At 67.9% G+C, this 25726-nt stretch carries 26 protein-coding genes; 7 read left to right on the top strand and 19 right to left on the bottom strand.

Going from position 1 to position 25726, the window contains the following annotated elements; translation table 11 throughout:
• Positions 1-66 precede the first annotated feature (66 nt).
• Positions 67-297, top strand: a complete 231-nt coding sequence (locus tag K6L26_RS04985) for a hypothetical protein (RefSeq protein ID WP_019345407.1) — start codon at positions 67-69, stop codon at positions 295-297.
• Here the strand turns inward: K6L26_RS04985 and K6L26_RS04980 are convergent.
• Complete coding sequence (locus K6L26_RS04980) at positions 280-1041, bottom strand: alpha/beta fold hydrolase (protein WP_064898626.1); 762 nt, start codon at positions 1039-1041, stop codon at positions 280-282. The genes K6L26_RS04985 and K6L26_RS04980 overlap by 18 nt on opposite strands.
• Before the next feature lie 39 nt (positions 1042-1080).
• Between K6L26_RS04980 and mhuD the strand changes: the two genes are divergently transcribed.
• Both mhuD and K6L26_RS04970 read left to right on the top strand, forming a co-directional pair.
• Complete coding sequence (mhuD, locus tag K6L26_RS04975) at positions 1081-1398, top strand: mycobilin-forming heme oxygenase MhuD (RefSeq protein ID WP_036391477.1); 318 nt, start codon at positions 1081-1083, stop codon at positions 1396-1398.
• Complete coding sequence (locus K6L26_RS04970; protein WP_181821326.1) at positions 1373-2740, top strand: serine hydrolase; 1368 nt, start codon at positions 1373-1375, stop codon at positions 2738-2740. Before mhuD ends, K6L26_RS04970 begins: the two co-directional genes overlap by 26 nt.
• 7 nt (positions 2741-2747) lie before the next feature.
• Here K6L26_RS04970 and K6L26_RS04965 read toward each other — a convergent pair whose 3' ends face one another.
• The 17 genes from K6L26_RS04965 to ftsH all read right to left on the bottom strand — a co-directional run bounded on the left by K6L26_RS04965 (position 2748) and on the right by ftsH (position 19428).
• Entirely contained in the window at positions 2748-3296 is a 549-nt protein-coding gene (locus K6L26_RS04965) for a histidine phosphatase family protein (protein WP_064898628.1), read from the bottom strand.
• Positions 3293-4051 carry a CbtA family protein gene (locus tag K6L26_RS04960; RefSeq protein WP_221852803.1) on the bottom strand — a complete coding sequence of 253 codons (759 nt, stop codon included), beginning with the start codon at positions 4049-4051 and terminating at the stop codon, positions 3293-3295. Before K6L26_RS04960 ends, K6L26_RS04965 begins: the two co-directional genes overlap by 4 nt.
• 24 nt (positions 4052-4075) lie before the next feature.
• On the bottom strand, positions 4076-4291 hold the full coding sequence (locus tag K6L26_RS04955) for a CbtB domain-containing protein (protein WP_036391470.1): 216 nt from the start codon (positions 4289-4291) through the stop codon (positions 4076-4078).
• Between the two features lie 210 nt (positions 4292-4501).
• Positions 4502-7030 carry an ATP-dependent protease ATP-binding subunit ClpC gene (gene clpC1, locus K6L26_RS04950; RefSeq protein ID WP_036391468.1) on the bottom strand — a complete coding sequence of 843 codons (2529 nt, stop codon included), beginning with the start codon at positions 7028-7030 and terminating at the stop codon, positions 4502-4504.
• Positions 7031-7344: 314 nt separating this feature from the next.
• Positions 7345-7686: a histone-like nucleoid-structuring protein Lsr2 gene (gene lsr2, locus K6L26_RS04945; protein ID WP_003882525.1), complete on the bottom strand. Its 342-nt coding sequence runs from the start codon at positions 7684-7686 to the stop codon at positions 7345-7347.
• Positions 7687-7818: 132 nt separating this feature from the next.
• A complete protein-coding gene (gene lysS, locus K6L26_RS04940; RefSeq protein ID WP_064898630.1) occupies positions 7819-9342 on the bottom strand; it encodes a lysine--tRNA ligase in 1524 nt (507 codons plus the stop codon).
• 154 nt (positions 9343-9496) lie between these two features.
• Positions 9497-10312, bottom strand: coding sequence for a type III pantothenate kinase (locus K6L26_RS04935; RefSeq protein ID WP_019347480.1), 816 nt, complete (start codon positions 10310-10312; stop codon positions 9497-9499).
• Entirely contained in the window at positions 10312-10728 is a 417-nt protein-coding gene (panD, locus tag K6L26_RS04930) for an aspartate 1-decarboxylase (protein ID WP_019347479.1), read from the bottom strand. The genes K6L26_RS04935 and panD overlap by 1 nt, the downstream gene beginning before the upstream one ends.
• Complete coding sequence (gene panC, locus K6L26_RS04925) at positions 10728-11672, bottom strand: pantoate--beta-alanine ligase (protein WP_019347478.1); 945 nt, start codon at positions 11670-11672, stop codon at positions 10728-10730. Before panC ends, panD begins: the two co-directional genes overlap by 1 nt.
• Positions 11669-12640 (bottom strand): Rossmann-like and DUF2520 domain-containing protein, encoded by a 972-nt coding sequence (locus K6L26_RS04920; RefSeq protein WP_221852802.1) that lies wholly within the window; start codon positions 12638-12640, stop codon positions 11669-11671. The genes panC and K6L26_RS04920 overlap by 4 nt, the downstream gene beginning before the upstream one ends.
• 82 nt (positions 12641-12722) lie before the next feature.
• Complete coding sequence (locus K6L26_RS04915) at positions 12723-14189, bottom strand: DUF6779 domain-containing protein (protein WP_174552669.1); 1467 nt, start codon at positions 14187-14189, stop codon at positions 12723-12725.
• A 77-nt stretch (positions 14190-14266) separates the two neighbouring features.
• Entirely contained in the window at positions 14267-14743 is a 477-nt protein-coding gene (locus K6L26_RS04910; protein ID WP_221852801.1) for a DUF3180 domain-containing protein, read from the bottom strand.
• Positions 14743-15279 carry a 2-amino-4-hydroxy-6-hydroxymethyldihydropteridine diphosphokinase gene (gene folK, locus K6L26_RS04905; protein WP_019348911.1) on the bottom strand — a complete coding sequence of 179 codons (537 nt, stop codon included), beginning with the start codon at positions 15277-15279 and terminating at the stop codon, positions 14743-14745. The genes K6L26_RS04910 and folK overlap by 1 nt, the downstream gene beginning before the upstream one ends.
• A complete protein-coding gene (folB, locus tag K6L26_RS04900) occupies positions 15276-15650 on the bottom strand; it encodes a dihydroneopterin aldolase (protein WP_043371119.1) in 375 nt (124 codons plus the stop codon). The genes folK and folB overlap by 4 nt, the downstream gene beginning before the upstream one ends.
• Complete coding sequence (gene folP, locus K6L26_RS04895; RefSeq protein ID WP_245008691.1) at positions 15643-16476, bottom strand: dihydropteroate synthase; 834 nt, start codon at positions 16474-16476, stop codon at positions 15643-15645. Before folP ends, folB begins: the two co-directional genes overlap by 8 nt.
• The gene (folE, locus tag K6L26_RS04890) at positions 16473-17090 is read right to left on the bottom strand and encodes a GTP cyclohydrolase I FolE (protein WP_019346080.1); all 618 of its coding nucleotides are present in this window, start codon (positions 17088-17090) and stop codon (positions 16473-16475) included. The genes folP and folE overlap by 4 nt, the downstream gene beginning before the upstream one ends.
• A 19-nt stretch (positions 17091-17109) precedes the next feature.
• A complete protein-coding gene (gene ftsH / locus K6L26_RS04885) occupies positions 17110-19428 on the bottom strand; it encodes an ATP-dependent zinc metalloprotease FtsH (RefSeq protein WP_019346081.1) in 2319 nt (772 codons plus the stop codon).
• Positions 19429-19562: 134 nt separating this feature from the next.
• Here ftsH and K6L26_RS04880 point away from each other — a divergent pair, with 134 nt between their 5' ends.
• The 4 genes from K6L26_RS04880 to K6L26_RS04865 are packed head-to-tail and all read left to right on the top strand — an operon-like array spanning position 19563 to position 23423.
• Positions 19563-20486 carry an alpha/beta fold hydrolase gene (locus K6L26_RS04880; RefSeq protein WP_167659409.1) on the top strand — a complete coding sequence of 308 codons (924 nt, stop codon included), beginning with the start codon at positions 19563-19565 and terminating at the stop codon, positions 20484-20486.
• Positions 20483-21667: an LLM class flavin-dependent oxidoreductase gene (locus K6L26_RS04875; RefSeq protein ID WP_019346083.1), complete on the top strand. Its 1185-nt coding sequence runs from the start codon at positions 20483-20485 to the stop codon at positions 21665-21667. Before K6L26_RS04880 ends, K6L26_RS04875 begins: the two co-directional genes overlap by 4 nt.
• Positions 21667-22677 (top strand): zinc-binding dehydrogenase, encoded by a 1011-nt coding sequence (locus K6L26_RS04870; RefSeq protein WP_065063548.1) that lies wholly within the window; start codon positions 21667-21669, stop codon positions 22675-22677. Before K6L26_RS04875 ends, K6L26_RS04870 begins: the two co-directional genes overlap by 1 nt.
• Before the next feature lie 20 nt (positions 22678-22697).
• Positions 22698-23423, top strand: a complete 726-nt coding sequence (locus K6L26_RS04865) for an SIMPL domain-containing protein (RefSeq protein ID WP_064898639.1) — start codon at positions 22698-22700, stop codon at positions 23421-23423.
• An 83-nt stretch (positions 23424-23506) separates the two neighbouring features.
• Here K6L26_RS04865 and K6L26_RS04860 read toward each other — a convergent pair whose 3' ends face one another.
• Positions 23507-25723, bottom strand: a complete 2217-nt coding sequence (locus tag K6L26_RS04860) for a molybdopterin-dependent oxidoreductase (protein WP_221852800.1) — start codon at positions 25721-25723, stop codon at positions 23507-23509.
• Positions 25724-25726 lie beyond the last annotated feature (3 nt).

Here is a 25726-nt window from a genome sequence, read left to right as displayed (position 1 = left end):
CATTTTATCCCACAGTGTCAGCGCTGCCACTGTTGGCGGCATATTTACCTGACAAAAATTACTGCCATGACTGTTGCACTCGCTCTGATCATTCTGATCTCGCCTTTCGCGGTCGCCACGGCGGTGGGCTGGGCGGCACGGCGCGGCAATGTCCTGCGGTTCCGCCTCGATCTGTTCGGCATCGACCAACCCGACTATGAGACCTACCGCGCAGGCCACGACCTGGACGCGATCCGCAGCCGGTTCGAGCACCAACCCACCTGGCCGAGCGCAGGCGCCCTAGGTGAGCGCCGTTAGAAACCCGGTCACGGCTTCGCGGTACACCTCAGGCGCGTCGTCGTGGATCAGATGACCCGCGCCCGGCACGTGCAAATACCTTGTGTCGTGCCCGATCTCGGCCATGCGGCGCATCTGCCCGGGCGGCGCGACGGAATTACCCGCCTCCATCAGCAGCGTCGGCACGCGCACGTCCCGCCACTGCTGCCAGTAGTCCCGCGTCCCCCACTGGGCAGCGATGTCCAGCCACCACTGCGGATACCCGTGCAACCGCCAGCCGGTCTCGGTCCGGTCGAAGGCCTCCAGGAAGTACTGGCCCGCGACGGGCCCGAACTCGTCGTAAACCTCCTGCGCCGAAGCGAATTCGACCGGAAGCGCATGCACCCACGGCTCCCACGGCCCGGTCGTGCGACCTCGGAAATCAGGGGCCATGTCCTCCACCACCACCGCCCGCACCAATTCCGGGCGAGCCGCGGCCAGGCACCAGGAATGCAACGCGCCCATGGAATGGCCGACCAGTATCACCGGCCTCTCGAGCCCGGCCACGGCATCGCCGAGATCCGCCACGAATCGTTCCGTGCTGATCGGATACGGATCGGCCACCTCGCGACCGCGGTGCCACGGCGCGTCATAGGTGTACACCGCCCCCAGGTCCGCCAGCCACGGCAGCTGACGTGACCAGGTGCTGCCACGGCCCATCAGGCCGTGCACCAGGACGATGGGCTCGCCGCGGCCCCCTCGGTGGGTGAGCAGATCTGTGACCATCCCGTTATCTTGCCGGGCCGCCACGGTAACCTGGACACCATGCCCGTCGTGAAGATCAACGCCATCGAGGTCCCGCCCAACGCCGGCCCGGAACTGGAGAAGCGGTTCGCGCACCGTGCACATGCCGTCGACAATCAGCCCGGTTTCCTCGGCTTCCAGTTGCTGCGCCCGGTCAAGGGCGAAGACCGCTACTTCGTGGTGACGCAGTGGGAAACCGAAGAGGCCTTCCAGGCCTGGGCTTCGGGCCCGGCAGTCGAGGCACACAAGGGTCAGCAGGCGAAGCCTGTGGCGACCGGCGCATCACTGCTGGAGTTCGAGGTTGTGCTGGACGTTGCAGGGCCCGCTGCCCAGGCGTAGCCGCGGCCGGACGCTGCACCGCACGGTTGGCCTGACGGCCATCACAGCGGTCGCCGCGGCCCTGGCTTGTGGCTGTTCGCCCAGCGTCGCGCCCGCGGCGGAAGTGTCCTACGGCGCGCACATCGACACCATCACCCCGCCGGGTCTGCGGGCCAAGCAGACCATGGACATGCTCAACTCCGACTGGCCGATCGGTCCGATCGGTGTGCGCACCCTGGCCGCACCCGAGAAGGTCGATCTGGTCGGCACCAAGATGGACTCCATCTGGTGGGATCGCCCGTTCAAGGTCACCTCGGTGGACATCGGCGCCGCGCAGGCCACGCTGCATGTGCTCACGTCCTACAACGTGGCCCAGGACATCGAACTGAGGACCAACGACGCCGGGCTCGTCGACCGCTTCGACGTCACCCTGGTACCGCCGAAGATCGAGACCTGGTCCGATATCGACACCGAGCTGACCAAGTCGGGCGCCCGCTACTCCTACCGGGTGTCCAAGGTGGTGGGCGGTAAGTGCGAGCAGGTCGCGGGCACCAACACCGAGCTGTCGCTACCCCTGGCTTCGATCTTCAAACTGTATGTGCTGCTTGCGGTTTCGGATGCGATCAAGGCCGGAACCCTACGCTGGGACGATCACCTCACGATCACCAAGGAAGGCAAGAAGCTCGGGTCAGCCGGCCTGGACAAGCTTCCGCCCGGGTCCGAGATCACCGTACGGACCGCCGCCCAGCAGATGATCTCGGCCAGCGACAACATGGCCACCGACCTGCTGATCGGCCGGGTGGGCCCAGCAGCCGTGGAACGCGCACTGGTGACCGCGGGCCACCACGACCCGGCCAGCATGACCCCGTTCCCGACCATGCACGAGGTCTTCTCCGTCGGCTGGGGGCAACCCAACCTCCGCGACCAATGGAAGTCGGCCTCCCCCGCCGACCGGGTGGCGCTGCTGCAGCAGACCAATTCCCGCCCCTACGAACCGGATCCGTACCGCACCCACACCCCGGCCTCCAACGACGGCCTGGAGTGGTTCGCCAGCGCGGCCGACATCTGCCGGGTGCACGCCGCGCTGCAGGCCTCCGCCGTCGGCCCTGCCGCCCCCGTCAAGGACATCCTGTCGGCGCTGCCCGGCATCGACCCGGACCCGGCGAAGTGGAAATACATCGGCGCCAAGGGCGGCAACCTACCCGGAGACCTGACCTTCAGTTGGTACGCGGTGGACTACACCGGACAGCCGTGGGTGTTCAGTTTCCAGCTGAACTGGCCGAAGTTCCGCAGCCCCACCGCCGCGGGCTGGCTGCTGCAGATCGCCAAGCGGGCATTCGCCATGGCGCCGGTGGGGCACTAGGCCAGGCCTAGCTGCTGCGCAACGTCCAGGCCTGGCCGCGGAAATGCATGACGGTACGGCTCATCGGCGCAATGTCGATGCGCCAGAAGGACTTCGGCGGTGCATCCAGGACCACCATGATGGCCGCCCGGACCACGGCGGGGTGGGTGACGGCAACGAGCCTGCCCCGCGTCGAGGCCAGGCTGTCCATCCAGCCGCGCACCCGATTGACCAGACCGACCACGGTTTCACCGCCGTGTGGCGCCCGGGCCGGATCGGTCAGCCAGACCGCCAGGTCGGCCGGCGGCAGCCCACCGAGCACACTGCCGCGCCAACTCCCGCAGTCCAGATCGGCGAGTTGAGGTTCGACCGCCGCCGACAGGCCCAGTAACTCCGCGGTCTGGCGGGCCCGTTTCTCCGGCCCGCAATACGCGGCGTCGATGACACCGAGTTCGACGGCAGCGTCGGCCTGACGGTGGCCCAAGGCATTCAGGGGCTCGTCGGTGGGAAACCGTCCGGCCGCCGTGGCGTCGGTCATGGCATGTGACACCAACGTCAGCCGGACGACCTCACTCACGCTGCGACGGACGCTCGTTTGTCTTCGAGCACCTTCGCGGCCAGCACCCCGAACACCAGCCCGATCGTCGCCCAGATCACCACCTGGGTGCCCAGCGAGTACAGCCGGAACTGATACAGATCGTCGGCCGGGAAGCTCGACGGCGTCTCATGGATGCCCGGCAGGATCAGGAACACCACGGCCATCGACACCACATAGTCCGCGATGCCGGCCAGACTGGCGTTCCAGACGCCCAGCTTCGGCATCAGCCGGCGCACCAGTAGCACCGACCCGACGAACAGTCCGGCAGAGAGCACCACCAACAGCAGGTACAGCAGGGTGCGCTGCTGGATGGTCTCCTCCAGGCTGACCGCGGGCGGGTTCGGCGGGTACTTCAGTGCCGGGACGATCCACAGCGAGACGAGCATGCCACCGGCGGTCAGCGCCGCCACCGCCCGAGCGGACAGGTTGGCCCGGCCGTACACCGCGCAGAACACGACGGCCAGCAGTGCGCCCATGGCGACGCTGAAAATCAGGACACCGAGACCCATTCCGATGTTGGATTGCACGCCGCGGGTGAACACCTCGGCGCCTTCGCCGCCGTGGGAATGCCCGCCCGCACCGTGGGTGTGTTCGACGGCCTCATGTGCCGCGCCGTTCTCGAAGTCGATAGCCCGACCGATGATCGGTTCGATCAACAGCTTCGCCCAGAGGAAGGCGAGCACGCCCGCCAGGGCGCCGGCCAGGATGCCGCGCCCGATGAGTTGTCTTTCCATTGACCCGGTTGTCTTGCCCGCGCGTCAGTGGCAGGGGAAACCGAGCAGGTGGCGGGCGTCGTGCACGAACTCGTGCACATACGTGTTGTTGCCGAACACCGAGGTCGCGCCCTGGTCCATCCCGACGAAGTAGAGGGCCAGCAGCGCCACGAACGCCGTCAGGGTCAGCCAGAGCACGGCCTTGGTCGCCGACAGGTCGATCGGCCGAGCGTGACTCACGCGCGCATCAGTGGAAGCCATTCGAGTGGTCCTTTCCGGGAATTCGCGTCCCAGTCCGTGTCGTGACAGGTAAGGGTCTGACTGTTAACAGTGGCGCGGCCGTTCTGGACTCTCACCAGATTCCTTTGCCTGTCGATTACATCAGCATCGTAACCACGAGCGCAGGCGATCTGCCCATCGGCAGGTATGAAAAACGCCCCCGCCGATGGCGGGGGCGTTTCTCGTGTGCAGTTATTCCGCGGTGGCTGCAGCCTTGGCCAGATCCGTACCGTCGGAGCCGGCCGCCTTGGGCGCGCCCGAGAACGTGAACTTCGCGTCCTCGCCGGCGCCTTCGCCGTCCCAGCCCTCGACGTCGACCGTGACCAACTGACCGGGGCCGAGCTCCTCGAAGAGGATCTTCTCGGACAGCTGGTCCTCGATCTCGCGCTGGATGGTGCGCCGCAGCGGGCGGGCACCGAGCACCGGATCGAAGCCGCGCTTGGCCAACAGGGCCTTGGCCTTGTCGGTCAGCTGCATCTCCATGTCCTTGGCCTTCAGCTGGTTGCCGACCCGGCTGATCATCAGGTCGACCATCTGGATGATCTCGTCCTGTGTCAGCTGGTGGAACACGATGATGTCATCGATGCGGTTGAGGAACTCAGGCCGGAAGTGCTTCTTGAGCTCGTCGTTGACCTTCTGCTTCATCCGCTCGTAGTTGTTCTCCCCGCCGCCCTGGGAGAAACCGAGCCCGACAGCCTTGCTGATATCGGAAGTCCCCAGGTTCGAGGTGAAGATCAACACCGTGTTCTTGAAGTCGACCGTGCGGCCCTGGCCGTCGGTGAGGCGACCGTCCTCCAGGACCTGCAACAGGCTGTTGTAGATCTCCTGGTGGGCCTTCTCGATCTCGTCGAACAGCACGACCGAGAACGGCTTGCGGCGCACCTTCTCGGTGAGCTGGCCGCCCTCTTCGTAGCCGACGTACCCCGGAGGGGCACCGAACAGCCGCGACGCGGTGAAGCGGTCGTGGAACTCGCCCATGTCGATCTGGATGAGCGCGTCGTCGTCGCCGAACAGGAAGTTGGCCAGCGCCTTGGACAGCTCGGTCTTACCGACACCGGACGGGCCGGCGAAGATGAACGAGCCGGACGGGCGCTTCGGATCCTTCAGGCCGGCACGAGTGCGGCGGATGGCCTTGGAAACGGCCTTGACGGCATCCTCCTGGCCGATGATCCGCTTGTGCAGCTCCTCTTCCATGCGCAGCAGACGCGTGGTCTCCGCCTCGGTGAGCTTGAACACCGGGATACCGGTCCAGTTGCCGAGCACCTCGGCGATCTGCTCGTCGTCGACCTCGGCCACGACGTCGAGATCACCCGAACGCCACTGCTTCTCCCGCTCGGAGCGCTGGGCGACCAGCTGCTTCTCGCGGTCCCGCAGGCTTGCGGCCTTCTCGAAGTCCTGCGCGTCGATCGCGGACTCCTTCTCCCGGCGCGCGTCGGCGATCTTCTCGTCGAACTCGCGCAGGTCTGGCGGAGCGGTCATCCGGCGGATCCGCATCCGGGCACCGGCCTCGTCGATCAGGTCGATCGCCTTGTCCGGCAGGAACCGGTCGTTGATGTAGCGGTCGGCCAGCGTCGCCGCGGCCACCAGCGCACCGTCGGTGATCGAGACGCGGTGGTGCGCCTCGTAGCGGTCCCGCAGACCCTTGAGGATCTCGATGGTGTGCTCGACGGTCGGCTCACCGACCTGGACCGGCTGGAACCGGCGCTCCAGGGCGGCGTCCTTCTCGATGTACTTGCGGTACTCGTCGAGGGTGGTGGCACCGATGGTCTGCAGCTCGCCGCGAGCCAGCTTCGGCTTCAGGATGCTGGCCGCGTCGATGGCGCCCTCGGCGGCACCCGCACCGACGAGCGTGTGCAGCTCATCGATGAACAGGATGATGTCGCCGCGGGTGTTGATCTCCTTGAGCACCTTCTTCAGGCGCTCCTCGAAATCACCGCGGTAGCGGCTGCCGGCCACCAGAGAACCGAGGTCCAGGGTGTAGAGCTGCTTGTCCTTGAGCGTCTCGGGAACCTCGCCGTGGACGATCGCCTGAGCCAGACCCTCGACGACGGCGGTCTTGCCGACGCCGGGCTCGCCGATCAGCACCGGGTTGTTCTTGGTGCGCCGGCTCAGCACCTGCATGACCCGCTCGATTTCCTTCTCACGGCCGATGACCGGATCGAGCTTGCCTTCCATGGCGGCGGCGGTCAGGTTACGGCCGAACTGGTCGAGGACCAGCGACGTCGACGGGTTGCCCGACTCGCCTCCACGGCCACCGGTGCCGGCCTCGGCGGCTTCCTTGCCCTGGTAGCCGCTCAGCAGCTGGATCACCTGCTGACGCACGCGGGTCAGCTCGGCGCCGAGCTTGACCAGCACCTGGGCCGCGACGCCTTCGCCCTCACGGATCAGGCCGAGCAGAATGTGCTCGGTGCCGATGTAGTTGTGGCCGAGCTGCAGCGCCTCACGCAGAGACAGCTCCAGCACCTTCTTGGCTCGCGGCGTGAACGGGATGTGCCCGGACGGAGCCTGCTGGCCCTGGCCGATGATCTCCTCGACCTGGCTGCGCACGCCTTCCAGCGAGATGCCCAACGACTCCAGCGACTTGGCGGCTACGCCCTCGCCCTCGTGAATAAGACCCAACAGGATGTGCTCGGTCCCGATGTAGTTGTGGTTGAGCATCCGGGCTTCTTCTTGCGCCAGGACGACGACCCTGCGGGCACGGTCGGTAAATCTCTCAAACATCGGTGGTTACCTGCTCTCCATCGCTAGCGGTACCCGCGTACGGCTGCGTTCTGTCGGTTTTCCTCATAGCCCGCACGTAGTACCTACCGTCCACTCTAATGGGCGGCTGTCCCGGGCGCGGAGGTTGGCGGTCCGTTCCGCCGGGGCGGTACCCGGTACGAGCTGTCCACATCTAGTGCTGCAGATGAGCAACGCCGCCGGTCGGCGAATCGTTTCCGAATTTGCGGCCTGACCGGTTCGCCGCTAGCGAAAAACTCCGGACCGGGAATTCTCACCGGTCCGGAGCTGGCAACTGTCGGTCAAGTTGCGGTCGTTTATGTGGCGGCGTGGAACGCGTCGATGACGTCGGCGGGGATCCGGCCCCGGGTGGACACGTTGTGCCCGTTGCGGCGGGCCCATTCGCGGATGGCCGCACTCTGCTCACGATCGATCGCGCCGCGGCCACGGGCCGGTCCGGCCGCACGTCCGCGCCGGCGGCCACCGACCCGGCGCCCGGCCTCCACCCACTGCTTCAGGTCGTTACGGAGTTTGGCGGCATTCTTGGACGAAAGGTCGATCTCGTAGGTGACACCGTCGAGGCCGAATTCGACCGTCTCATCGGCGGTGGCCTCACCGTCGAAATCGTCGACCAACGTGACGGTCACTTTTTTCGCCATTACCCCGCACCGAACCCTTCTGCATACGCATTGGTGACTACGCCTGAGTATCCTGCACCTGCGCCCTAATGTGCCACAAATACGCACATATTTCCAATAGACGCGACGGTCGCAGCGGGTGTGTGTGCTGCCTCAGTTAGTGTGCCGACGAACAATCGGGAACAAAACCGTCTCCCGAATAGACAAGCCCGTCAACGCCATCAACAAGCGATCGATACCCATTCCGGTGCCCGTTGTGGGCGGCATCGCATACTCCAATGCGGCCAGGAAATCGTCGTCGAGAACCATTGCCTCGTCATCACCGGCGGCCGCGGCGCGCGCTTGGGCTTCGAATCGCTGACGCTGGATTACCGGGTCGACGAGTTCGGAATATCCGGTGGCGAGTTCGAAACGCCGCACGTAGAGATCCCATTTCTCGGTGACCCCGGGGATGCTGCGGTGGGCCCGGGTCAGCGGGGATGTCTCCACCGGGAAGTCGCGCACGAACGTGGGGGCCCACAGCTTCTCCCCCACCGTGTGCTCCCAGAGTTCCTCGACCAATTTTCCGTGCCCGTAGCCACGGTCACGCGGAATCTCGAGCTCGAGTCCTTCGGCAATACGCCACAAGTACTCAACCGATGTGTCGGGGGTGATCTCCTCACCCAGTGCTTGCGACAGTGAGGGATACATTTCCAATGTGTCCCATTGTCCGTCGAGATCATAGATAGTGCCATCAGGCAATGGCACTTGACGGGTGCCGATGGCCTCGTCGGCAACCTCTTGAATAAGCTCGCGGGTGACCACCGCGGAATCGTTGTAGTCACCGTAAGCCTGATATGTCTCCAGCATAGAGAATTCTGGAGAGTGGGTGGAATCGACTCCTTCGTTGCGAAAGTTGCGATTCAGCTCGAATACCCGGTCGAAACCGCCGACGATGCATCGCTTGAGGAACAGTTCCGGTGCAATCCTCAAGTACAGATCGACATCGAGCGCATTGGAGTGGGTGATGAACGGTCGTGCCGCCGCGCCGCCGGCCAGCGTCTGCAGCATCGGCGTCTCGACCTCGAGGAAGCCGCGGCGTTCCAACGCCGATCGCACTGCCCGCACCACCGCGACCCGCTGCCGCGCGATGTTGCGGGCCTCCGGCCGGACGATGAGGTCGACGTACCGCTGACGCACCCGCGTTTCTTCGCTCATTTCTTTGTGAGCAACCGGAAGTGGCCGCAGCGCCTTGGCAGCCATCTGCCAGGAGTCGGCGAGCACCGAGAGCTCGCCGCGCTTGGAGCTGATCACCTCACCGTGCACGAAGACGATGTCGCCCAGGTCGACGTCGGCCTTCCAGGCATCCAGCGACTCCTGCCCCACCTGGGCGAGGCTGATCATCGCCTGCAGTTGCGTGCCGTCGCCCTCCTGCAGCGTGGCGAAACACAACTTGCCGGAGTTGCGGGCGAAAACCACTCGCCCAGAGACACCGACGGTTTGACCGGTCTGGGTGTCAGCGGCCAGATCGGGATAAGCGGCTCGCAGTTCGGCCAGCGTATGGGTGCGCGGCACCGTCACCGGATAGGGCTCGCGGCCCTCTGCCAGCAGCCGCTCCCGCTTGGCCTGACGAATCCGGAACTGTTCGGGAAGGTCGGCCTGGGACTGGGACGCGTCGTCGCGATCGGCTGGGCTCACAAAATGCCAGCTTAAATGAACCCGCCGGCCGACTATCGCACGCCGGACCGGCCACCGTTTCGCGAGCGCGAGCCAATGGACCGGCGCCTCAACGGCATACCCGCGTGCGGGCGGGATCGGCGTGCGGGGCCGGTGTGCACAACCTCACACCGCCTCACCTGGCCGGCTTGAGCCGTCCTCGCTGACTGTCGCGGTTGCGTTCGAACACCAGGCGCAGCCCGTCGAGCGTGAGGTGGCGGTCGTAGTGCTCGACCGTCCGCAGATCAGGCAGCACCAACGGGGCGGTGTAACCGGTCGCCACCACCGCGACATCACTGCCGGAGAACCCGTCGACGTCTTCGCGGATCCGGCTGACCAGTCCGTCGACCAGTCCGGCGAAGCCGAATACCGCACCGGCCTGCATGCATTCCACGGTGTTCTTGCCGATCACCGAGCGCGGACGGGTCAGCTCGACGCGGCGCAGAGCGGCCGAGCGGGCCGCCGCGGCGTCGGAGGAGACCTGTACACCGGGGGCGATGGCCCCGCCCAGGAACTCGCCCTTGGCCGACACCACGTCCACACAGATCGACGAACCGAAGTCGACGATGATCGCCGCGGTGCCGTATTTGTGATATGCGGCAAGGCAATTCACGATCCGGTCGGCGCCGACTTCCTTCGGGTTGTCCACCAGCAGCGGGATACCGGTCCGCACGCCGGGCTCGATCAGCACATGCGGTACCGCCGGCCAGTACTGCTCGAGCATCAACCGCACCTCGTGCAGCACCGAGGGCACCGTGGACAGTCCGGCAGCCCCGGTGAGCCGCTCGGAGTCCTCACCGATCAGCCCGTCGATGGTGAGCGCCAGCTCGTCGGCGGTCACCTCGGCTTCGGTCCGGATCCGCCACTGCTGCACTACCTTCGCGTGGTCCCCCGAACCGGAGATCAGCCCGACGATGGTGTGGGTGTTGCGGACATCGATCGCGAGCAGCATCAGCGCGGCGACATCAGTTCGGATGCGTCCGCCGGGACGTACGCGGGGTCGTGGCTGTGCGCACCGAGGTCGATCTGCAAGTTGTCGGAGTCGACGAACACGATCCGCGGGCGGTACGCGCGGGCCTCGGCGTCTTCCATCACCCCGTAGGCGATCAGGATCACCAGGTCGCCGGGATGAATGAGATGCGCTGCGGCGCCGTTGATTCCGATCACCCCGGTACCACGCTCGCCGGTGATGGCATAGGTCACCAGCCGGGCACCGTTGTCGATGTCGACGATCGTCACCTGCTCGCCTTCGAGCAGGTCGGCGGCCTCCATCAGATCGGCGTCGATGGTCACCGAGCCCACGTAGTGCAGGTCGGCCTGCGTGACCGTGGCGCGGTGAATCTTGGATTTGAGCATGGTGCGCTGCATCAGTTCCTCCAGGGCAGTTCGTGATTGTCGCCGTCGCCGACGCGGGGGTGCCCGTCGATGCCGGCGGACGCTCCGATGTCGACGGAAATGTTGTCCAGCAGCCGGGTTCGGCCCAGCCGGGCCGCCACCAGCAGCCTGGCCTGGCCTTCGTTCGGCGCCGCGCCCAGCATCGGGTCGCGTACTTCCAGGTAGTCGACGTCGATGGCGGGCACCTCGTCGAGCACGGCACGGGCCGCGTCGACTGCGGCCGACGCCCCGCCCGCGGCGGCGTACTTGCCGGCCAGCAGGGCGGCCGACAATGCTCCGGCCTGCTCGCGCTCGTCGGCGTCGAGGTAGCGGTTGCGCGACGACATCGCCAGGCCGTCGGATTCGCGGACGATGGGAACTCCGACGATCTGTACGTCGATGTTGAGGTCGGCGACCATCTGCCGGATCAAGGCCAGTTGCTGATAGTCCTTCTCGCCGAAGAACGCCCGGTCCGGGCGGACGATCTGCAGCAGCTTGAGCACGACGGTCAGGACACCGGCGAAATGGCCGGGGCGCGACGCCCCTTCCAGCTCACCGCCGACCGGGCCCGGCTGCACACTGGTGCGCGGACCATCCGGATACATTCCCGAACCGGTTGGGGTGAACGCGATCTCGACCCCTTCGGCGCGCAGCGCGGCGAGATCCTCGTCGAGGGTGCGCGGGTAGGCGTCGAGGTCCTCCCCCGCTCCGAACTGCAAGGGGTTGACGAATATCGACACCACCACCACCGCGCCGGGAACCCGCTTGGCTGCACGGATCAGCGTCAGGTGCCCCTCGTGCAGCGCGCCCATGGTGGGCACGAGGGTGACCCGGCGGCCGCTGGCCCGCAGCGCCCGGGTGACCGCTGCGACATCGGCCGGCGCCGTGTAGACGTTCAGTTCGCCTGCGACGAACTTGGGAAGGTTGTTCGGCGTCATCCTCGACTCGTTTCGGTGCTGGTTTCCGGGCCTGTGTCTGAGAGCACCGCGAAGACCTCCATCGGTGCGTGGGCACGTTGAGCGGTGCGCAGGGAGTCGGCCTGATATGCCTGGGCCACTTGCGAATCCAACATGCGCAGGGCATTCAGATGTGCGGCCACCGCCGCTGCGTCACCGCGCGCGACCGGTCCGGTCAACGCGGCCTGACCGCGCTGCAGCGCGTTCTCCAACGCGGCGCGGGCCAGCGGACCCACAACCCGTTCCGGCAGACCGCCGGGTGCATCGCCGACGAGCTCCTGGCCGAGCAGTTCCTGGCCTCGCAAGGAGGCCCGCAGCGTGTCCACGGCGTCGAGCACGAGTGTGACCAGATGGTTGCTGGCGTGGGCCAGCGCTGCGTGATACTGCGTCCGGGCGTGCTCGGGGACCCGGAACGGCTCACCGCCGATCTCCAGAACGAGCGACTGCCCGATCGCGTACCCCACCTCGTCGGCCGCGGTGACGCCGAAACACGCGTCGGGCAGCCTGGTGATGTCCTCGTCGGAGCCGGTGAACGTCATCGCGGGGTGAATGGCCAGCGGGATGCAGCCCAGCTCGGTCAGCGGCGCCAGCACCGCCACCCCGTTGGCTCCGGAAGTGTGCACCACGATGGTGCCGGGTCGCACCACACCGGTGGCGGCCAGGCCGGACACCAGCGACGGCAACTCGGCGTCGGGAACCGTCAAGAGCAGCAGTTCAGCCCGCTGCGCCACGTCGGGGACGGGCAGGATCGAGGTCTCGGGCAGCCGACGCCGGGCCCGCAGCCGCGAGGTCTCGGAGATCGCGCTGCACGCCACCACCACATGCTCAACCCGTTCCAGGGCATAGCCGAGCGCCGTGCCCACCCGGCCCGCCGAGATGATGCCGACGCTGAGCCTGGCAGGACGCAATCCCTCAGGAGGGGACCACCCGTTTGCAGGGGGCTGCTCCATCGCAGACGACCTCACAGGTTGAATAGGTTTCAGTCGTTCCAGTCCCGCGTTGCGGGTACCGGACGGTCGTCACGAGACTAGCTCACTCTTCGCGACGCCTGCGACGCCCGCCTTCAGCCGGGGTGGACTGGAACCGTGCCAGCAGCTCGTTCACCGACTGCCCGTCGGCGTGATGACCGTTCTGCGGCTCGGGCTCGGCATCGCTGCGGTGCCGTGACGCGCGCCGGGGCGGCTCGGGCGGTTGGGAGGATTCGGTGGCCAGGGCCGGAGACGCCTGGGCGGCTGCCGGACGGCCCGGATCGGCTGCCGCGGAGTGACGTCCTCGGGGTGGCTCAGCAGCCTGGCCGGTCGACATCGCCGGAGCCGGGGTGGGCTCAGGAGCCGGGGTGGGCTCGGGGGCCGGTTCGGTAGCCGCGGGCGGCGTTTCCGGGGCGCGGCGCCTGCCGACGTACTCGGTGGCGGCGCCGTTCTGGGGTGTCACCGGCGCGGACCAATTGCTGCCGGGGGCGCCGGCGGGAATCCACTGGCCCTCGGCGGGGGCCGGTTGCCACCCCGCGGCAGCAGGCTCGGCAACGGGCTCGGCAGCCGGCGCGCTCGCAGACTCGGGCTCGGTGGCTTCGATGGTCGGCGACGGCTGCATCGGCGGCATGGCCGGTGGCGGCGGGGGCGGCGCCCAGGTGGACGGCGGCTCGGGTGGCCTGCTCGCGGCCGGTTCCTCGGGCCGGGGTCGCGGTTCCGGCCGAGGCTCTGGGCGGGGCTCAGGCCGAGGCGCCGGCTCCGGCCGGGACACGGGCTGCGGCTCCGGCCGCGGAGCGGGCTTGGGCTCCGGCTGACGCGGAGTCTCCGGCTGGCGCGGCGGGTCCTGCTGACGCCTGCGGCGACGCGGCTGTTCACCGGCGGGTACCGGACGCGACGGCAGGCGATGGGCCCCACCCGAGGTGGCCCAGTCGTTCTCCGGCGGGTGCGGCTCGGCCGGAACGTCGATGATCGGGCTTTCCTCGGTCCGCGACGACCGGATGTCGGTGACCTCGACCGGCGGCACGTCGAGCCGGCTTGCGGTGACCCGGCCCGCGGTACGCGGCGCGCTCTTGTCGGTCTCGATGGCGGGACGGTGCACCAGGTCGGTGTCGAACAGGATCTCCAGGTTTGCCCGTAGTGCGGCAAGTTCCGAGCGCAATGCGGCCACCTCGTCGGCGGCCTGGGCGCGCAGCTCGGAGGCCAGTTCCCGGCGCAGCTGGGTCTCGACGGTCAGCTCGTACTCCCGCCGCGCCGAGATCTCGCGATCCAGCTGCAGGTCGTAGACGAACTTCAGATCCCGGGCCTTGGCCTGGTCCAGGTCACTCTGGCGCCGGTAGATGACGGAGACGAAGGCCGCCACCACGGCAGCCCACAGAGCCAGGATGACGGCGAGCTTCAGCAACTCGACACGATCGGTGAACACCAATGCGGAGCTGGCCAGAATCGCGAGCACCAGCAATACCGTTAAGAGGAGCCAGCCCGGCCTTCGGCCGCCGCGCCGTGGCCGACCACCGCGGGGCAGAACGGTCATGCGCCGACTGTACCCGTCACAGCTCATCTAGCCCGGTGACCAGTGCGGCGATTCGGCCAACTACCTCAGCTGATCGGTCACTGCGGCGCCGTGTCCCCGTTGTCCGGCGGTTCCTCGGGCGACTTGCAGCAATGCTGCAGCCACACCGCCGCTGCCGCCAACGCCAGCGCGCTGACGGCCGCCACGGCCACACCGGGGGTGTCTTCACCGGCCACCCGCAGTTCGCCCCGCCGCGGCAGCAGGTACACCAGTACCCCGATCCACCAGCCCGCGACGATGGCGCCGACCCAGGCAGAGGCCTTGGCGATCACCACCGACCGGGCCACCGTCAGCGGGTGCAGGCGGCCCGTGCCGACCCCGATCTGCCCGTCGTTGATCTTGGCGCGCACGTAGAACGCCCAGCCCGCCTCGGCAAGCGCGACCGCTAGCAGCGAGAGACCGGTCCAGACCGTCAGCGGCGGGAACCACCGGTAGAGCACCCCGATCAGCACATAGCCGACGATGGCGACGACGACGACCGCCCCGGCCAGGTCGCGTTTGCGGGTCGGACCCATCAGCCTGTCACCGGTTCCGCGCCGAAGTTCAGGACCAGATCGGTGCGTCGCACGCCGGCCCGTTCGACCGGGTCGATCTCCTCCAGCAAGTGGGCTACCCGCCGGCTTCGGCCGACCACCGTCAGGGTCGCGTCGGGATCCACCGCGAGCCACGGGATCAGGACGAATGCGCGAAGGTGAGCCAGCGGATGCGGCAACGTCAGGTCCTCGTCGCGGGAGCACACCTCGGTGTCACCGTCATGGCAGGTGACCAGGTCGACATCGAGGGTGCGCGGGCCCCATTTCTGCTCCCGGACCCGGTCGGCCTCCTGCTCGAGTCGCTGGCCGCGGCGCAGCCAACCGTGACAGTCCAGGTCCGGATCGTCGGCGATCAGCACCGCGTTCAGGAACGGGCTCTGCTCGACCCCGCCCCAGGCGTCGGTCTCGAAAACCGGGGACACCGCGCGCACCGCGGTGCCGAGACCGTCCACCACCGACTGCAGCCGGGCCAGCCGGTCGCCGATGTTCGACCCGATCGACAAGACGGTAGAGGTCACGCGGAGTTCCCCCGTCTCGACCGCCGGGCCACCACCGCGACGTCGTCGAAGGTCAGCGGGATCGGGGCGCTGGGTTTGTGCACGACGACCTCGACGGCGTGCAGGCGCTCGTCGACCATGATGGCCTCGGCGATCTCGGCCGAGACGGTCTCGATCAAATTGCGTGGCGGCCCCGCGACGATATCGGCGGCGCGCTGTGCCAGCGCGCCGTAATCGAGGGTGTCGGCCAAATCGTCGCTGGCCGCGGCCCGGCGCAGGTCCACCCACGCCGTGATGTCGATGACGAACTCCTGGCCGTCCCGGCGCTCGTGGTCGAAGACGCCGTGATTGCCACGAACTCGCAAGCCGCGCAACTCAATTCGATCAGCCAATCCGACCTCCAGACTCCCAGGCTTTCAGTACGGCGAGCGCGTCGACGGAGGCCACCACGTCGTGCACCCGAACTCCCCAGGCCCCGTGCTGGGCGGCCAGCATCGAGATCGCGGCGGTCGCGGTCTCCCGGCCGTCCGGCGGCCGTGGCGTCCCGTCCGCCCCGGCCAGCAGCGCACCGAGGAATCGCTTGCGGGATGCGCCCACCAACACCGGGATGCCGGTGGCGACGAACTCGGGCAGGGCATGCAGCAGGGCCCAGTTGTCCTGGGCGGTCTTGGCGAATCCCAGGCCCGGGTCGATGATCAACCGCTCCGGGGCAACGCCCGCCGCGACCGCGGCGTCTACGGCGGCCATGAGTTCGGACCGGACCTCGGCCACCACATCGCCGTAACCGGGCGCGCGATGTGGGCGCTCTGCGCTGACCGACCGCCAGTGCATCAAGATCCACGGCACTTTCGCGTCGGCCAACAGGGGCGCCATGTTCGGATCGGCGAGGCCGCCGGACACGTCGTTGACGATCTGCGCCCCGCTGTCCAGGGCCACCTTCGCCACATCGGCATGCATGGTGTCGATGCTGACCGTGATGCCTTGGGAGGCAAGCGCTTCGATCACCGGGGCGACGCGGGCCGCCTCTACCGCAGGTGCGATGCGCACCGCCCCGGGGCGCGTCGACTCCCCGCCCACGTCGACGATCGCGGCCCCCGCCGCGGCGAGCGCCAGCCCGTGTTCGACGGCGCGGTCGCGGTCGATGAACCTGCCGCCGTCGGAGAAGGAATCGTCGGTGACGTTCACAACTCCCATGACCTGCACAGGGGTGGCGTTCACTTCCGCAGGATAAGTTCCAGCGCCTCGGCCCGGGATGCCTTGTCGGTCTTGAACTGCCCGCGGACCGCCGAGGTGGTGGTGACGGCACCGGGTTTACGGACCCCGCGCATGGCCATGCAGAGGTGCTCGGCCTCGATCACCACGATGGCCCCGCGCGGATCGAGCTTGCGCATGAGCGCATCGGCGATCTGGGCGGTCAGGCGTTCCTGAACCTGTGGGCGCTTCGAGTACAGGTCCACCAGGCGGGCGATCTTCGACAACCCGGTCACCCGGCCGTCGACCCCCGGGATGTATCCCACATGGGCGACGCCGTGGAACGACACCAGGTGGTGCTCGCAGGTGGAGTACATCGGGATCTCTTTGACCAGCACGAGCTCGTCGTGCTCTTCATCGAAGGTGGTGTTGAGCACCGCATCCGGGTCGGTGTACAGCCCGGCCATCAGCTCCTTGTACGCACGCGCTACGCGGGCCGGCGTGTCGAGCAGCCCCTGACGATCAGGGTCCTCACCGATGGCGATCAACAGCTCGCGGACCGCGGCCTCGGCCCGCGGCTGGTCGAATACCCGCCTGGCCGTATCGGTGTTGTTGTGGTGCTCGCGCAGCGACTGCGACATGAAGCCTCCGTTCTTCCGATCAGCCGTGGGCCGGGGGGTTGGGCCGGTCGGCGTTCTCGTTGCCGCCGTCCTTGCCTGCCTCGCCGCTCGGATTCGGCTGGCCGGGATGAGGATAAGGCTGATACGGGTACGGCTGGGGCTGTTGCCATCCCGACGGATGCGGCGGCGGGTACCAGTAGCCCTGCTGTTGCTGGGGCGGCTGGTATCCCGGCTGCGCCGGCGGGGGCGGCCAGCCCGGGGCGTGCCAGCCTGCCGGTGCGCCGTAATCGGGCTGGGTCGAGCCGTTCTGGTTCGACCCGTTCGGCGGCGCGCCGTTGGTCCCGGCACCGTTGGTCTCCTTGGCCCGCTCGGCGGCCTCTCGGCTGGCGGCGGCGATGGCGGCCTTGAACGCGGGCTCCGGCACCGGCGGCGGCCACGGCTCGCCGCGCTCGATGGCGATCTCGCCCGGTGTCTTGATCGGCGGCTTGTCCGACGGCACCCGGCCGCCGAAGTCGTCGAACATGGTCAGCCGGGGACGCTTCTTGACGTCACCGAAGATGGCCTCCAGCTCGGCCCGGTGCAGCGTCTCCTTCTCCAGCAGCTCGCCGGCCAGGGTGTCCAGCACATCGCGGTATTCGGTGAGGATCTCCCACGCCTCGGTGTGCGCGGCCTCGATGAGCTTGCGCACCTCGTCGTCGATGTCCCGGGCCACCTCGTGGCCGAAGTCGGCCTGGGTACCCATGGTGCGGCCCAGGAACGGGTCGCCGTGTTCGGTGCCGTAGCGGACAGCGCCCAGCTTGGAGCTCATGCCGTACTCGGTGACCATGGCGCGGGCGATCTTGGTGGCCTGCTCGATGTCGGACACCGCACCCGTGGTGGGCTCGCGGAAGACCAGTTCCTCGGCGGCGCGACCGCCCATCGCGAACACCAGCCGGGCGATCATCTCCGAGCGGGTCATCAGACCCTTGTCGTCCTCGGGCACCGCGACGGCGTGGCCGCCGGTGCGTCCGCGGGCCAGGATGGTCACCTTGTAGATCGGCTCGATGTCGGGCATCGCCCACGCGGCCAGGGTGTGTCCGCCCTCGTGGTAGGCGGTGATCTTCTTTTCCTGCTCACTGATGATGCGACCCTTGCGGCGCGGGCCACCCACGACCCGGTCGACGGCCTCTTCCAGGGCCGCACCGGTGATGATGGTGCCGTTCTCGCGGGCGGTGAGCAGTGCGGCCTCGTTGATGACGTTGGCCAGGTCGGCACCGGACATGCCGACGGTGCGCTTGGCCAGCCCGTCCAGATCCGCATCGGGGGCGATCGGCTTGCCCGCCGAGTGCACCTTGAGCACCGCACGCCGGCCGGCCAGATCGGGGTTGGACACCGGGATCTGGCGGTCGAAGCGGCCCGGGCGCAGCAACGCCGGGTCGAGGATGTCGGGCCGGTTTGTGGCGGCGATCAGGATGACGCCCTGGCGGTCGCCGAAGCCGTCCATCTCGACCAGCAGCTGGTTCAGCGTCTGCTCACGCTCGTCGTGGCCGCCGCCCATGCCGGCGCCGCGCTGGCGGCCGACGGCGTCGATCTCGTCGACGAAGATGATGCACGGGCTGTTCGCCTTGGCCTGCTCGAACATGTCTCGGACGCGGGAGGCGCCGACACCGACGAACATCTCGACGAAGTCCGAACCGGAGATGGTGAAGAACGGCACGCCGGCCTCACCGGCGACCGCGCGGGCCAGCAGGGTCTTACCGGTACCGGGCGGGCCGTAGAGCAGCACACCGCGCGGGATCTTGGCGCCCAGCGCCTGATACCGGCTGGGGTTCTGCAGGAAGTCTTTGATCTCGTAGAGCTCTTCGACCGCCTCGTCGACACCGGCGACGTCGGCGAACGTGGTCTTGGGCATGTCCTTGCCCAGCTGCTTGGCTTTCGACTTGCCGAAGCCGAAGCCCATCCGGCCGCCGCCCTGCATGCGGGAGAACATCACGAACAGCGCGACCAGCAACAGCAGCGGCAGCATGTAGATCAACATCGAACCGAGGAAGCTGCCCTGATTGACGGTGGTACCGAACTTGACGTGCTTGGCGTCAAGTTGGTCGACCAGCTTCACCGCATAGCCGGTCGGGTACTTCGTGATGACCTTGTCGCTGTTCTCGGTCTCTTCCTTGCCGCTCTTCAGATCGAGACGCAGCTGCTGCTCGCGGTCGTCGATCTGGGCGCTGTTGACGTTGTCAGCGTTGATCTGCGCCACCGCCACCGAGGTGTCGACGGGTTTGTAGCCGCGGGTGTCGTCACTGAAATAGAAAAACGACCAGCCCAGCAGCAGCACGACCGCGATCACGGTCAGCGTACGGATCACATTTTTGCGGTTCATCGATCACTCGGCCGAGTTCGGCCCGGTCCTTCCAACGTGCGCAGTTGAGACATTCAAGGCTACCGCTAGACCAACGTCCGGCAGTTCCCGACGGTATCTAGCCGACTGCGGGCGGCCTGTGCTTGGGTGAGATCGTGCTCACACCAACCGAACGGTTAGTAGATACCAATGGCGTGACCCTGAAGGTGCTCGAGGCGGGTGAGCGCGGAAATCCGGTGGTGGTGCTGACCCACGGATTCCCGGAGCTCGCTTATTCGTGGCGCCATCAGATCCCGGTCCTGGCCGACGCCGGCTATCACGTTCTGGCCCCGGACCAGCGCGGATACGGGGGCTCGTCGCGGCCGGAGGGCATCGAGGCCTACAACATCGTGGAGTTGACCGCCGACATCGCGGGGTTGCTCGATGATGTCGACGCCGAACAGGCGATCCTCATCGGTCACGACTGGGGCTCGCCCGTCGCCACCAACTTTCCGTTGTTCTTCCCGGACCGGGTCCGCGCGGTGGCCGCCCTCAGCGTGCCTCCGGTGCCGCGGGCGCCCGGGCCGCCGACGCAGATCTGGCGCAGGATCTTCGGCGACAACTACTTCTACATCCTGCATTTCCAGGAGCCCGGGGTGGCGGACGCGCAACTCGGCGCCGACCCTCGGCACTCGCTGCGGCGCTCGCTGGCGATGCAGGGTATCGGCGAACCGCTCGAAACCTTGGCCGACCAGCCTCTGCCCCCGCTGCCGGACTGGATCAGCGCCGACGAGTTCGAGCACTACGTGGAGGCGTTCACCGAGAACGGGTTCACCGGTCCGCTGAACTGGTACCGCAACTTCGACCGGAACTGGGAGCTGACCGAGAGCACTCCCGCATCGACCATCACGGCGCCGGTGCTCTTCCTGGCCGGCACCGCCGATCCGGTGTTGAGCTTCACCCCGCGCGACCGCGTGGGTGACGTGGCCACCGGCGACTACCGCGAAGTGCTGATCGAGGGCGCCGGCCACTGGCTTCAGCAGGAACGGCCCGATGAGGTGAACAAGGTGCTGTTGGAGTTCCTGGGAGGCCTGAAGTGAGTCCGTTGAACTTCGGCGTGTTCATCACGCCGTTCCACCCGGTCGGCCAATCCCCCACCACCGCACTGCAATACGACATGGACCGGGTCGAGGCGCTGGACCGGCTGGGTTACGACGAGGCCTGGTTCGGCGAACACCATTCCGGCGGTTACGAACTCATCGCCTGCCCCGAGGTGTTCATCGCCGCCGCGGCCGAACGGACCAAACACATCCGGTTGGGCACCGGCGTGGTGTCGCTGCCGTACCACCACCCGCTCATGGTGGCCGACCGGTGGGTGCTGCTCGACCACCTCACCCGCGGGCGCGTGATGTTCGGGACGGGGCCGGGCGCGCTGCCGTCGGATGCCTACATGATGGGCATCGACCCGGTGGATCAGCGGCCCATGATGCAGGAATCGCTGGAGGCCATCCTGGCCCTGTTCCGCGCCGCTCCCGATGAGCGGATCAACCGCAAGACCGACTGGTTCACCCTGCGCGATGCCGCCCTGCACATCCGCCCCTACACCTGGCCGTATCCCGAGATATCAACCGCGGCAATGGTTTCCCCGTCCGGGCCGAGACTGGCCGGGGCGTTGGGCACCTCGTTGCTGTCGTTGTCGATGTCGGTGCCCGGCGGCTATGCGGCCATCGAGACCACCTGGGACACGGTGCGCGATCAGGCCGCCAAATCCGGCCGGGACGAGCCGGACCGGCAGAACTGGCGGGTGCTGGGCGTCATCCACCTCGCCGACACCCGCGAGCAGGCCATCGAGGACTGCACCTACGGCCTGCAGGATTTCGCCAACTACTTCGGCGCCGCCGGATTCGTACCGCTGTCGGAGAAAACAGAGGACACCGGCTCCGCGTACGAGTTCGTGGAAAACTATGCCTCCAAGGGCAATTGCTGCATCGGGACCACGGACGACGCGATCGCCTACATCCAGGACCTGCTGGACCGCTCCGGCGGTTTCGGCACCTTCCTGCTCCTGGGCCACGACTGGGCGCCGCCGGCGGCCACCTTCCACTCCTACGAACTGTTCGCCCGCGAGGTGATCCCGCATTTCAAGGGGCAACTCACCGCGGCCCGGGCCTCGCACGAATGGGCCAAAGGTATGCGCGATCAATTGCTCGGCCGGGCCGGGCAGGCCATCGTCAACGCGATCACCGAGGCCGCCACCGAGGACGCCGAGGGCAAGAGCTGATGCGCGCCGCAGTCCTGCGCGAGGGACGCATGATCGTCCGCGATGACGTACCCGAACCGGTGCCCGGTCCCGGCCAGGTGCTGGTCGAGGTGAAAGCCTGCGGGATCTGCGGCTCGGACCTGCATTTCGCCGCGCACGGTGCCGACATGCTGGCGGCCGGTGCCGATATGGAGGGCGTGCCCGACCTGGACATCGACCTGGCCGGTGATGTCTACATGGGCCACGAGTTCAGCGCCGAGATCCTCGATGCCGGACCGGGAACCGAGGCTCCCGCCGCCGGGAGCCTGGTGACCTCGGTACCGGTGCTGATCTCCGGCGACAGCATCTCCCCGATCGTGTACAGCAACACCACCGTCGGCGGCTACGCCGAGAAGATGTTGTTGTCGGCGCCACTACTGCTGCCGGTTCCCAACGGGTTGAGTGCCGAGCACGCCGCCCTGACCGAGCCGATGGCCGTGGGACTGCACGCGGTCAACGCGTCGCGCATCGAGCCCGGCGAGGCCGCACTCGTCGTCGGCTGCGGCCCCGTCGGCATCGCCATCATCGCGGCGCTGAACCTGCGGGGTGTGGAAACCATTGTGGCGTCGGACTTCTCGGCCACCCGCCGCGCACTCGCCGCCACCATGGGCGCCCACACCACCCTGGATCCAGCCGTCGACTCACCGTTCCATCAGTGCCGGCCCGCGGTGGTGTTCGAGGCGGTCGGCGCCCCGGGGATCATCGACGACGTGCTGCGTCGCGCACCGGCGGGCGCGCGCCTGGTGGTGGCCGGGGTCTGCATGCAGCCCGATACCGTGCACCCGTTCTTCGCGATCACCAAGCAGATCAACATCCAGTTCGTCTTCGGCTACGACCCGGGTGAATTCGCGGCCTCGCTGCGCGCCATCGCCGAGGGCGAGATCGACGTGGCGCCGATGATCACCGGGACAGTGGGCCTCGACGGGGTGGCTACCGCGTTCGACGAACTCGGCTCGCCCGAGGAGCACTGCAAAGTCCTGGTGACACCGTGACGTCCCGGTAGGGTGCGGTCATGCCGATCGCTGGGAATGCGAAATTGCGGATCTTCGGCGTCGCCGCAGCGGGACTGATCGCCGTCAGCACCAGTGCGTGCGATACCACCTCGGGCCCCGCCGCGGGCGCGCCGGACGGAGCCCGGCAGGTGACTGTCGTCGGCTCCGGTCACGTGCAAGGAGTCCCGGACACCCTGACCGCGGAGGTGGCGATGGAGTTCACCGCCCCCGACGTCTCGGGTGCACTCAATCAGTCCAGCCAGCGCCAGCAGGCCGTGATCGATGCGTTGGTCGGGTCGGGCCTGGACCGCAAGGACATCAGCACCACACAGGTCAGCGTGCAACCGCAATTCACCGACACCACCATCTCGGGCTATCGGGCCGGCAACGCGATCAAGGTCAAGATCCGTGACACCGCCAAGGCGTCGCAGACCCTGGCCTTGATCGCGAGCACCGGCGGTGACGCCACGCGCATCAACTCGGTCGACTACTCGATCGAGGACGATTCGGACCTGGTGCGCGACGCCCGGGCCCGGGCGTTCGACGACGCGAAGAACCGCGCCGAGCAGTACGCCGGGTTGTCCGGACTGGACCTGGGCAAGGTGATCTCGATTTCCGAGCAGTCCGGTGGCTCGACTCCGCCCCCGCCGACCCCCATGCCGCGTGCCGCGATGCAGGCCGTTCCGCTGGAACCCGGTCAGCAGACGGTGGACTTCTCCGTGACGGTGGTCTGGGAGCTGACCTAGGCAGTGCCCGTTGACTTTGAAACCACGCACACCGCTACCCGCAAAAAGCCTGCGTCAGCTCCAAGTCAACGAGAAGTTCCAATTCAGCCGGCGGGCGCGATGTCGACGGGTATGCCGTTGAGCACCGCGGTGCCGGACAGCGGATCCAGATGGGTGCCGTCGTTGAGTTGGTTGACATTCGCACCGGGATGGCCGGCCGCCAAGCGCTGACCGGTGCCCTCACGGTCATGGCCCCAGCCGTGGGGTAGCGAGACCACGCCGCGCCGCATGCCGTCGTTCACCTCGATCGGGGCCAGCAGTTCGCCGCCGGGCCCCTTGACCACCGCGATGTCGGTGAGCCCCAGGTCGGCGGCGTCGTCGGGGTGGATCTGCAGCGTGCACCGGTTCGAGCCGCCGGACAGGGCAGGCAGGTTGTGCATCCAGCTGTTGTTCGACCGCAGGTGGCGCCGCCCGATCAGCAGGAACCCGCCCGCCGCCCGGTCGAGCGCCTCACGCAGCCGCGCCACGTCGGCGACGATCGGCTCCGGCGCGAGTTCGATCCGCCCGCTTGGGGTTCGCAGGATCTCGGGGATCCGCAGCTGCAGCGGTCCGAGGTCGATGCCGTGCGGGTTGGCCTTCAGCCGCTCCATGGTGAGCCCGTCGGGCTTGGAGCCGAAGGCATCTCCGTAGGGACCGATCCGCAGCATCATGTCGAGGCGGCGTTCATAGCCGGGCCCGTCGCACAGCATCGCGGTGAGCTCGTCGACGTTGCGGCCCGCCACGGGCGAATCGGGGTTGGCGGTCTCCTTCGCCAGTGTCGTGGCGATCACCTGGGCGTCGACCAGCGCGGGATCACCGTCGTATCCGACGCCGTAGAGGATCAGGGCGAGCCGGGACAGGATCTCGGGCTCGTCGGGCCTGCCGTCGAGCGGCAGCGCGGGCGACGAGTACCGCACGTTGTTACGTACCGCGAGGTTGTTCAGCGCGACGTCGAAGTGGGCGCTCTGCGAGGGCGGGGGCGGCGGCAGGATCACGTCGGCGTGCCGCGTCGTCTCGTTGAGGTAGGGGTCGATGCTCAGCATGAAATCGACGCTGTCCAGTGCCTTGTCGAGGCGGTCGCCGTCGGGCGCGGACAACACCGGGTTACCGGCGATGGTGATCATGGCCTTGATCTGCCCCGCGCCGGCGGTGTCGATCTCCTCGGCGAGGGCGGCGGCCGGCAGCTCGGAGAGCACTTCGGGATAGCCCGAGACCCGGCTGGCCCAGCGCCCGGTCGTGAAGCCGCGCCCGGGTTTCGGCGGGCGCGGTGCGGGCGCGGCGGCGCCGAGCGCGAACATCGCCCCGCCCGGGCGGTCGAGATTTCCGGTCAGCACGTTGATCACATCGACCAGCCAACTGCCGACGGTGCCGAACTCGACCGTCGACGTGCCGATGCGGCCGTAGACGGCCGCTGTCGGCGCCGCCGCGAGTTCGCGAGCCAGTTCCCGGATCTCCTCGGCGCCCACTCCGCAGGCCGCCTCCACGGCCTCGGGCGAGAACTCGTCGGCGAGGGTGCGGACCTCCTCGACACCGGTGACGTGCTCGCTGAGCCGGCCGAGGTCGACGAGACCCTCGGCGAACAGCACGTGCACGACCGCAAACAGCAGTGCCGCGTCGGTGCCGGGCCGCGGCGCGAGGTGCCGGTCGGCGAGTTTGGCCGTCTGGGTGCGGGCCGGATCGATGACGACGAGCTTGCCGCCCCGCTTGCGCAATGCGCGCAGCTTGCCCGGGAAGTCGGCGGCGGTGGCCAGGCTGCCGTTGGACACCATCGGATTCGCGCCGATGACGACCAGGTAGTCGGTGCGGTCGAGGTCGGGCACGGTGAAGGCGACCGGGCTGCCGAACATCAGGCCCAGGGCGACATGCTTGGGCATCTGATCGAGGGTGCTGGCGCTGAACACCTGGCGGGTGCCCAGGCCCTTGATGATCAGCGGTGCGTACAGGCTGCCGGCGATGGTGTGGGCATTCGGGTTGCCGAGGTACACCCCGACCGAGGCGCCGCCGTGTTCGGCGATCACCGCACCGAGGCGCTGGGCGATGACGCCGTAGGCCTCGTCCCAGGTGGACTCGGTCAGCGCGCCGTCGCGCCGGATCAGTGGCTGCGCCAGGCGGTCGGGATCGTTGTCGAGTTCGCCGAAGCTGGCGCCTTTCGGGCAGATGAAGCCGGCGCTGAACACGTCGTCGTGGTCGCCGCGCGCGCCGGTCACCCGACCGTCGGAGATGGTGAGCGTGAGGCCACAGGTGGCCTCGCAGAAGGGGCAGATCCGCAGGGCTGTGCTCATGCC

Source organism: Mycobacterium farcinogenes (genome assembly GCF_019739075.1).
GTDB classification, from domain to species: Bacteria; Actinomycetota; Actinomycetes; order Mycobacteriales; family Mycobacteriaceae; genus Mycobacterium; species Mycobacterium senegalense.
The sequence above is the reverse complement of the archived record's forward strand: the minus strand, read 5'-3'. Positions and strand labels throughout refer to the sequence as shown.

Excerpts from the sequence above, each read along its gene's own strand:
- lsr2 (WP_003882525.1), bottom strand. The coding sequence starts at position 7,686 with ATGGCGAAAAAAGTGACCGTCACGTTGGTCGACGATTTCGACGGTGAG.
- clpC1 (WP_036391468.1), bottom strand. The coding sequence starts at position 7,030 with ATGTTTGAGAGATTTACCGACCGTGCCCGCAGGGTCGTCGTCCTGGCG.
- panC (WP_019347478.1), bottom strand. The coding sequence starts at position 11,672 with ATGACGCCGAACAACCTTCCCAAGTTCGTCGCAGGCGAACTGAACGTC.
- K6L26_RS04985 (WP_019345407.1), top strand. The coding sequence starts at position 67 with ATGACTGTTGCACTCGCTCTGATCATTCTGATCTCGCCTTTCGCGGTC.
- panD (WP_019347479.1), bottom strand. The coding sequence starts at position 10,728 with ATGCAGCGCACCATGCTCAAATCCAAGATTCACCGCGCCACGGTCACG.
- K6L26_RS04860 (WP_221852800.1), bottom strand. The coding sequence starts at position 25,723 with ATGAGCACAGCCCTGCGGATCTGCCCCTTCTGCGAGGCCACCTGTGGC.
- ftsH (WP_019346081.1), bottom strand. The coding sequence starts at position 19,428 with ATGAACCGCAAAAATGTGATCCGTACGCTGACCGTGATCGCGGTCGTG.
- K6L26_RS04865 (WP_064898639.1), top strand. The coding sequence starts at position 22,698 with ATGCCGATCGCTGGGAATGCGAAATTGCGGATCTTCGGCGTCGCCGCA.
- folE (WP_019346080.1), bottom strand. The coding sequence starts at position 17,090 with ATGTCGCAGTCGCTGCGCGAGCACCACAACAACACCGATACGGCCAGG.
- K6L26_RS04915 (WP_174552669.1), bottom strand. The coding sequence starts at position 14,189 with ATGACCGTTCTGCCCCGCGGTGGTCGGCCACGGCGCGGCGGCCGAAGG.
- K6L26_RS04960 (WP_221852803.1), bottom strand. The coding sequence starts at position 4,051 with ATGGAAAGACAACTCATCGGGCGCGGCATCCTGGCCGGCGCCCTGGCG.
- K6L26_RS04935 (WP_019347480.1), bottom strand. The coding sequence starts at position 10,312 with ATGCTGCTCGCGATCGATGTCCGCAACACCCACACCATCGTCGGGCTG.
- K6L26_RS04870 (WP_065063548.1), top strand. The coding sequence starts at position 21,667 with ATGCGCGCCGCAGTCCTGCGCGAGGGACGCATGATCGTCCGCGATGAC.
- mhuD (WP_036391477.1), top strand. The coding sequence starts at position 1,081 with ATGCCCGTCGTGAAGATCAACGCCATCGAGGTCCCGCCCAACGCCGGC.
- K6L26_RS04980 (WP_064898626.1), bottom strand. The coding sequence starts at position 1,041 with ATGGTCACAGATCTGCTCACCCACCGAGGGGGCCGCGGCGAGCCCATC.
- K6L26_RS04920 (WP_221852802.1), bottom strand. The coding sequence starts at position 12,640 with ATGGAGCAGCCCCCTGCAAACGGGTGGTCCCCTCCTGAGGGATTGCGT.
- K6L26_RS04955 (WP_036391470.1), bottom strand. The coding sequence starts at position 4,291 with ATGGCTTCCACTGATGCGCGCGTGAGTCACGCTCGGCCGATCGACCTG.
- K6L26_RS04910 (WP_221852801.1), bottom strand. The coding sequence starts at position 14,743 with ATGGGTCCGACCCGCAAACGCGACCTGGCCGGGGCGGTCGTCGTCGTC.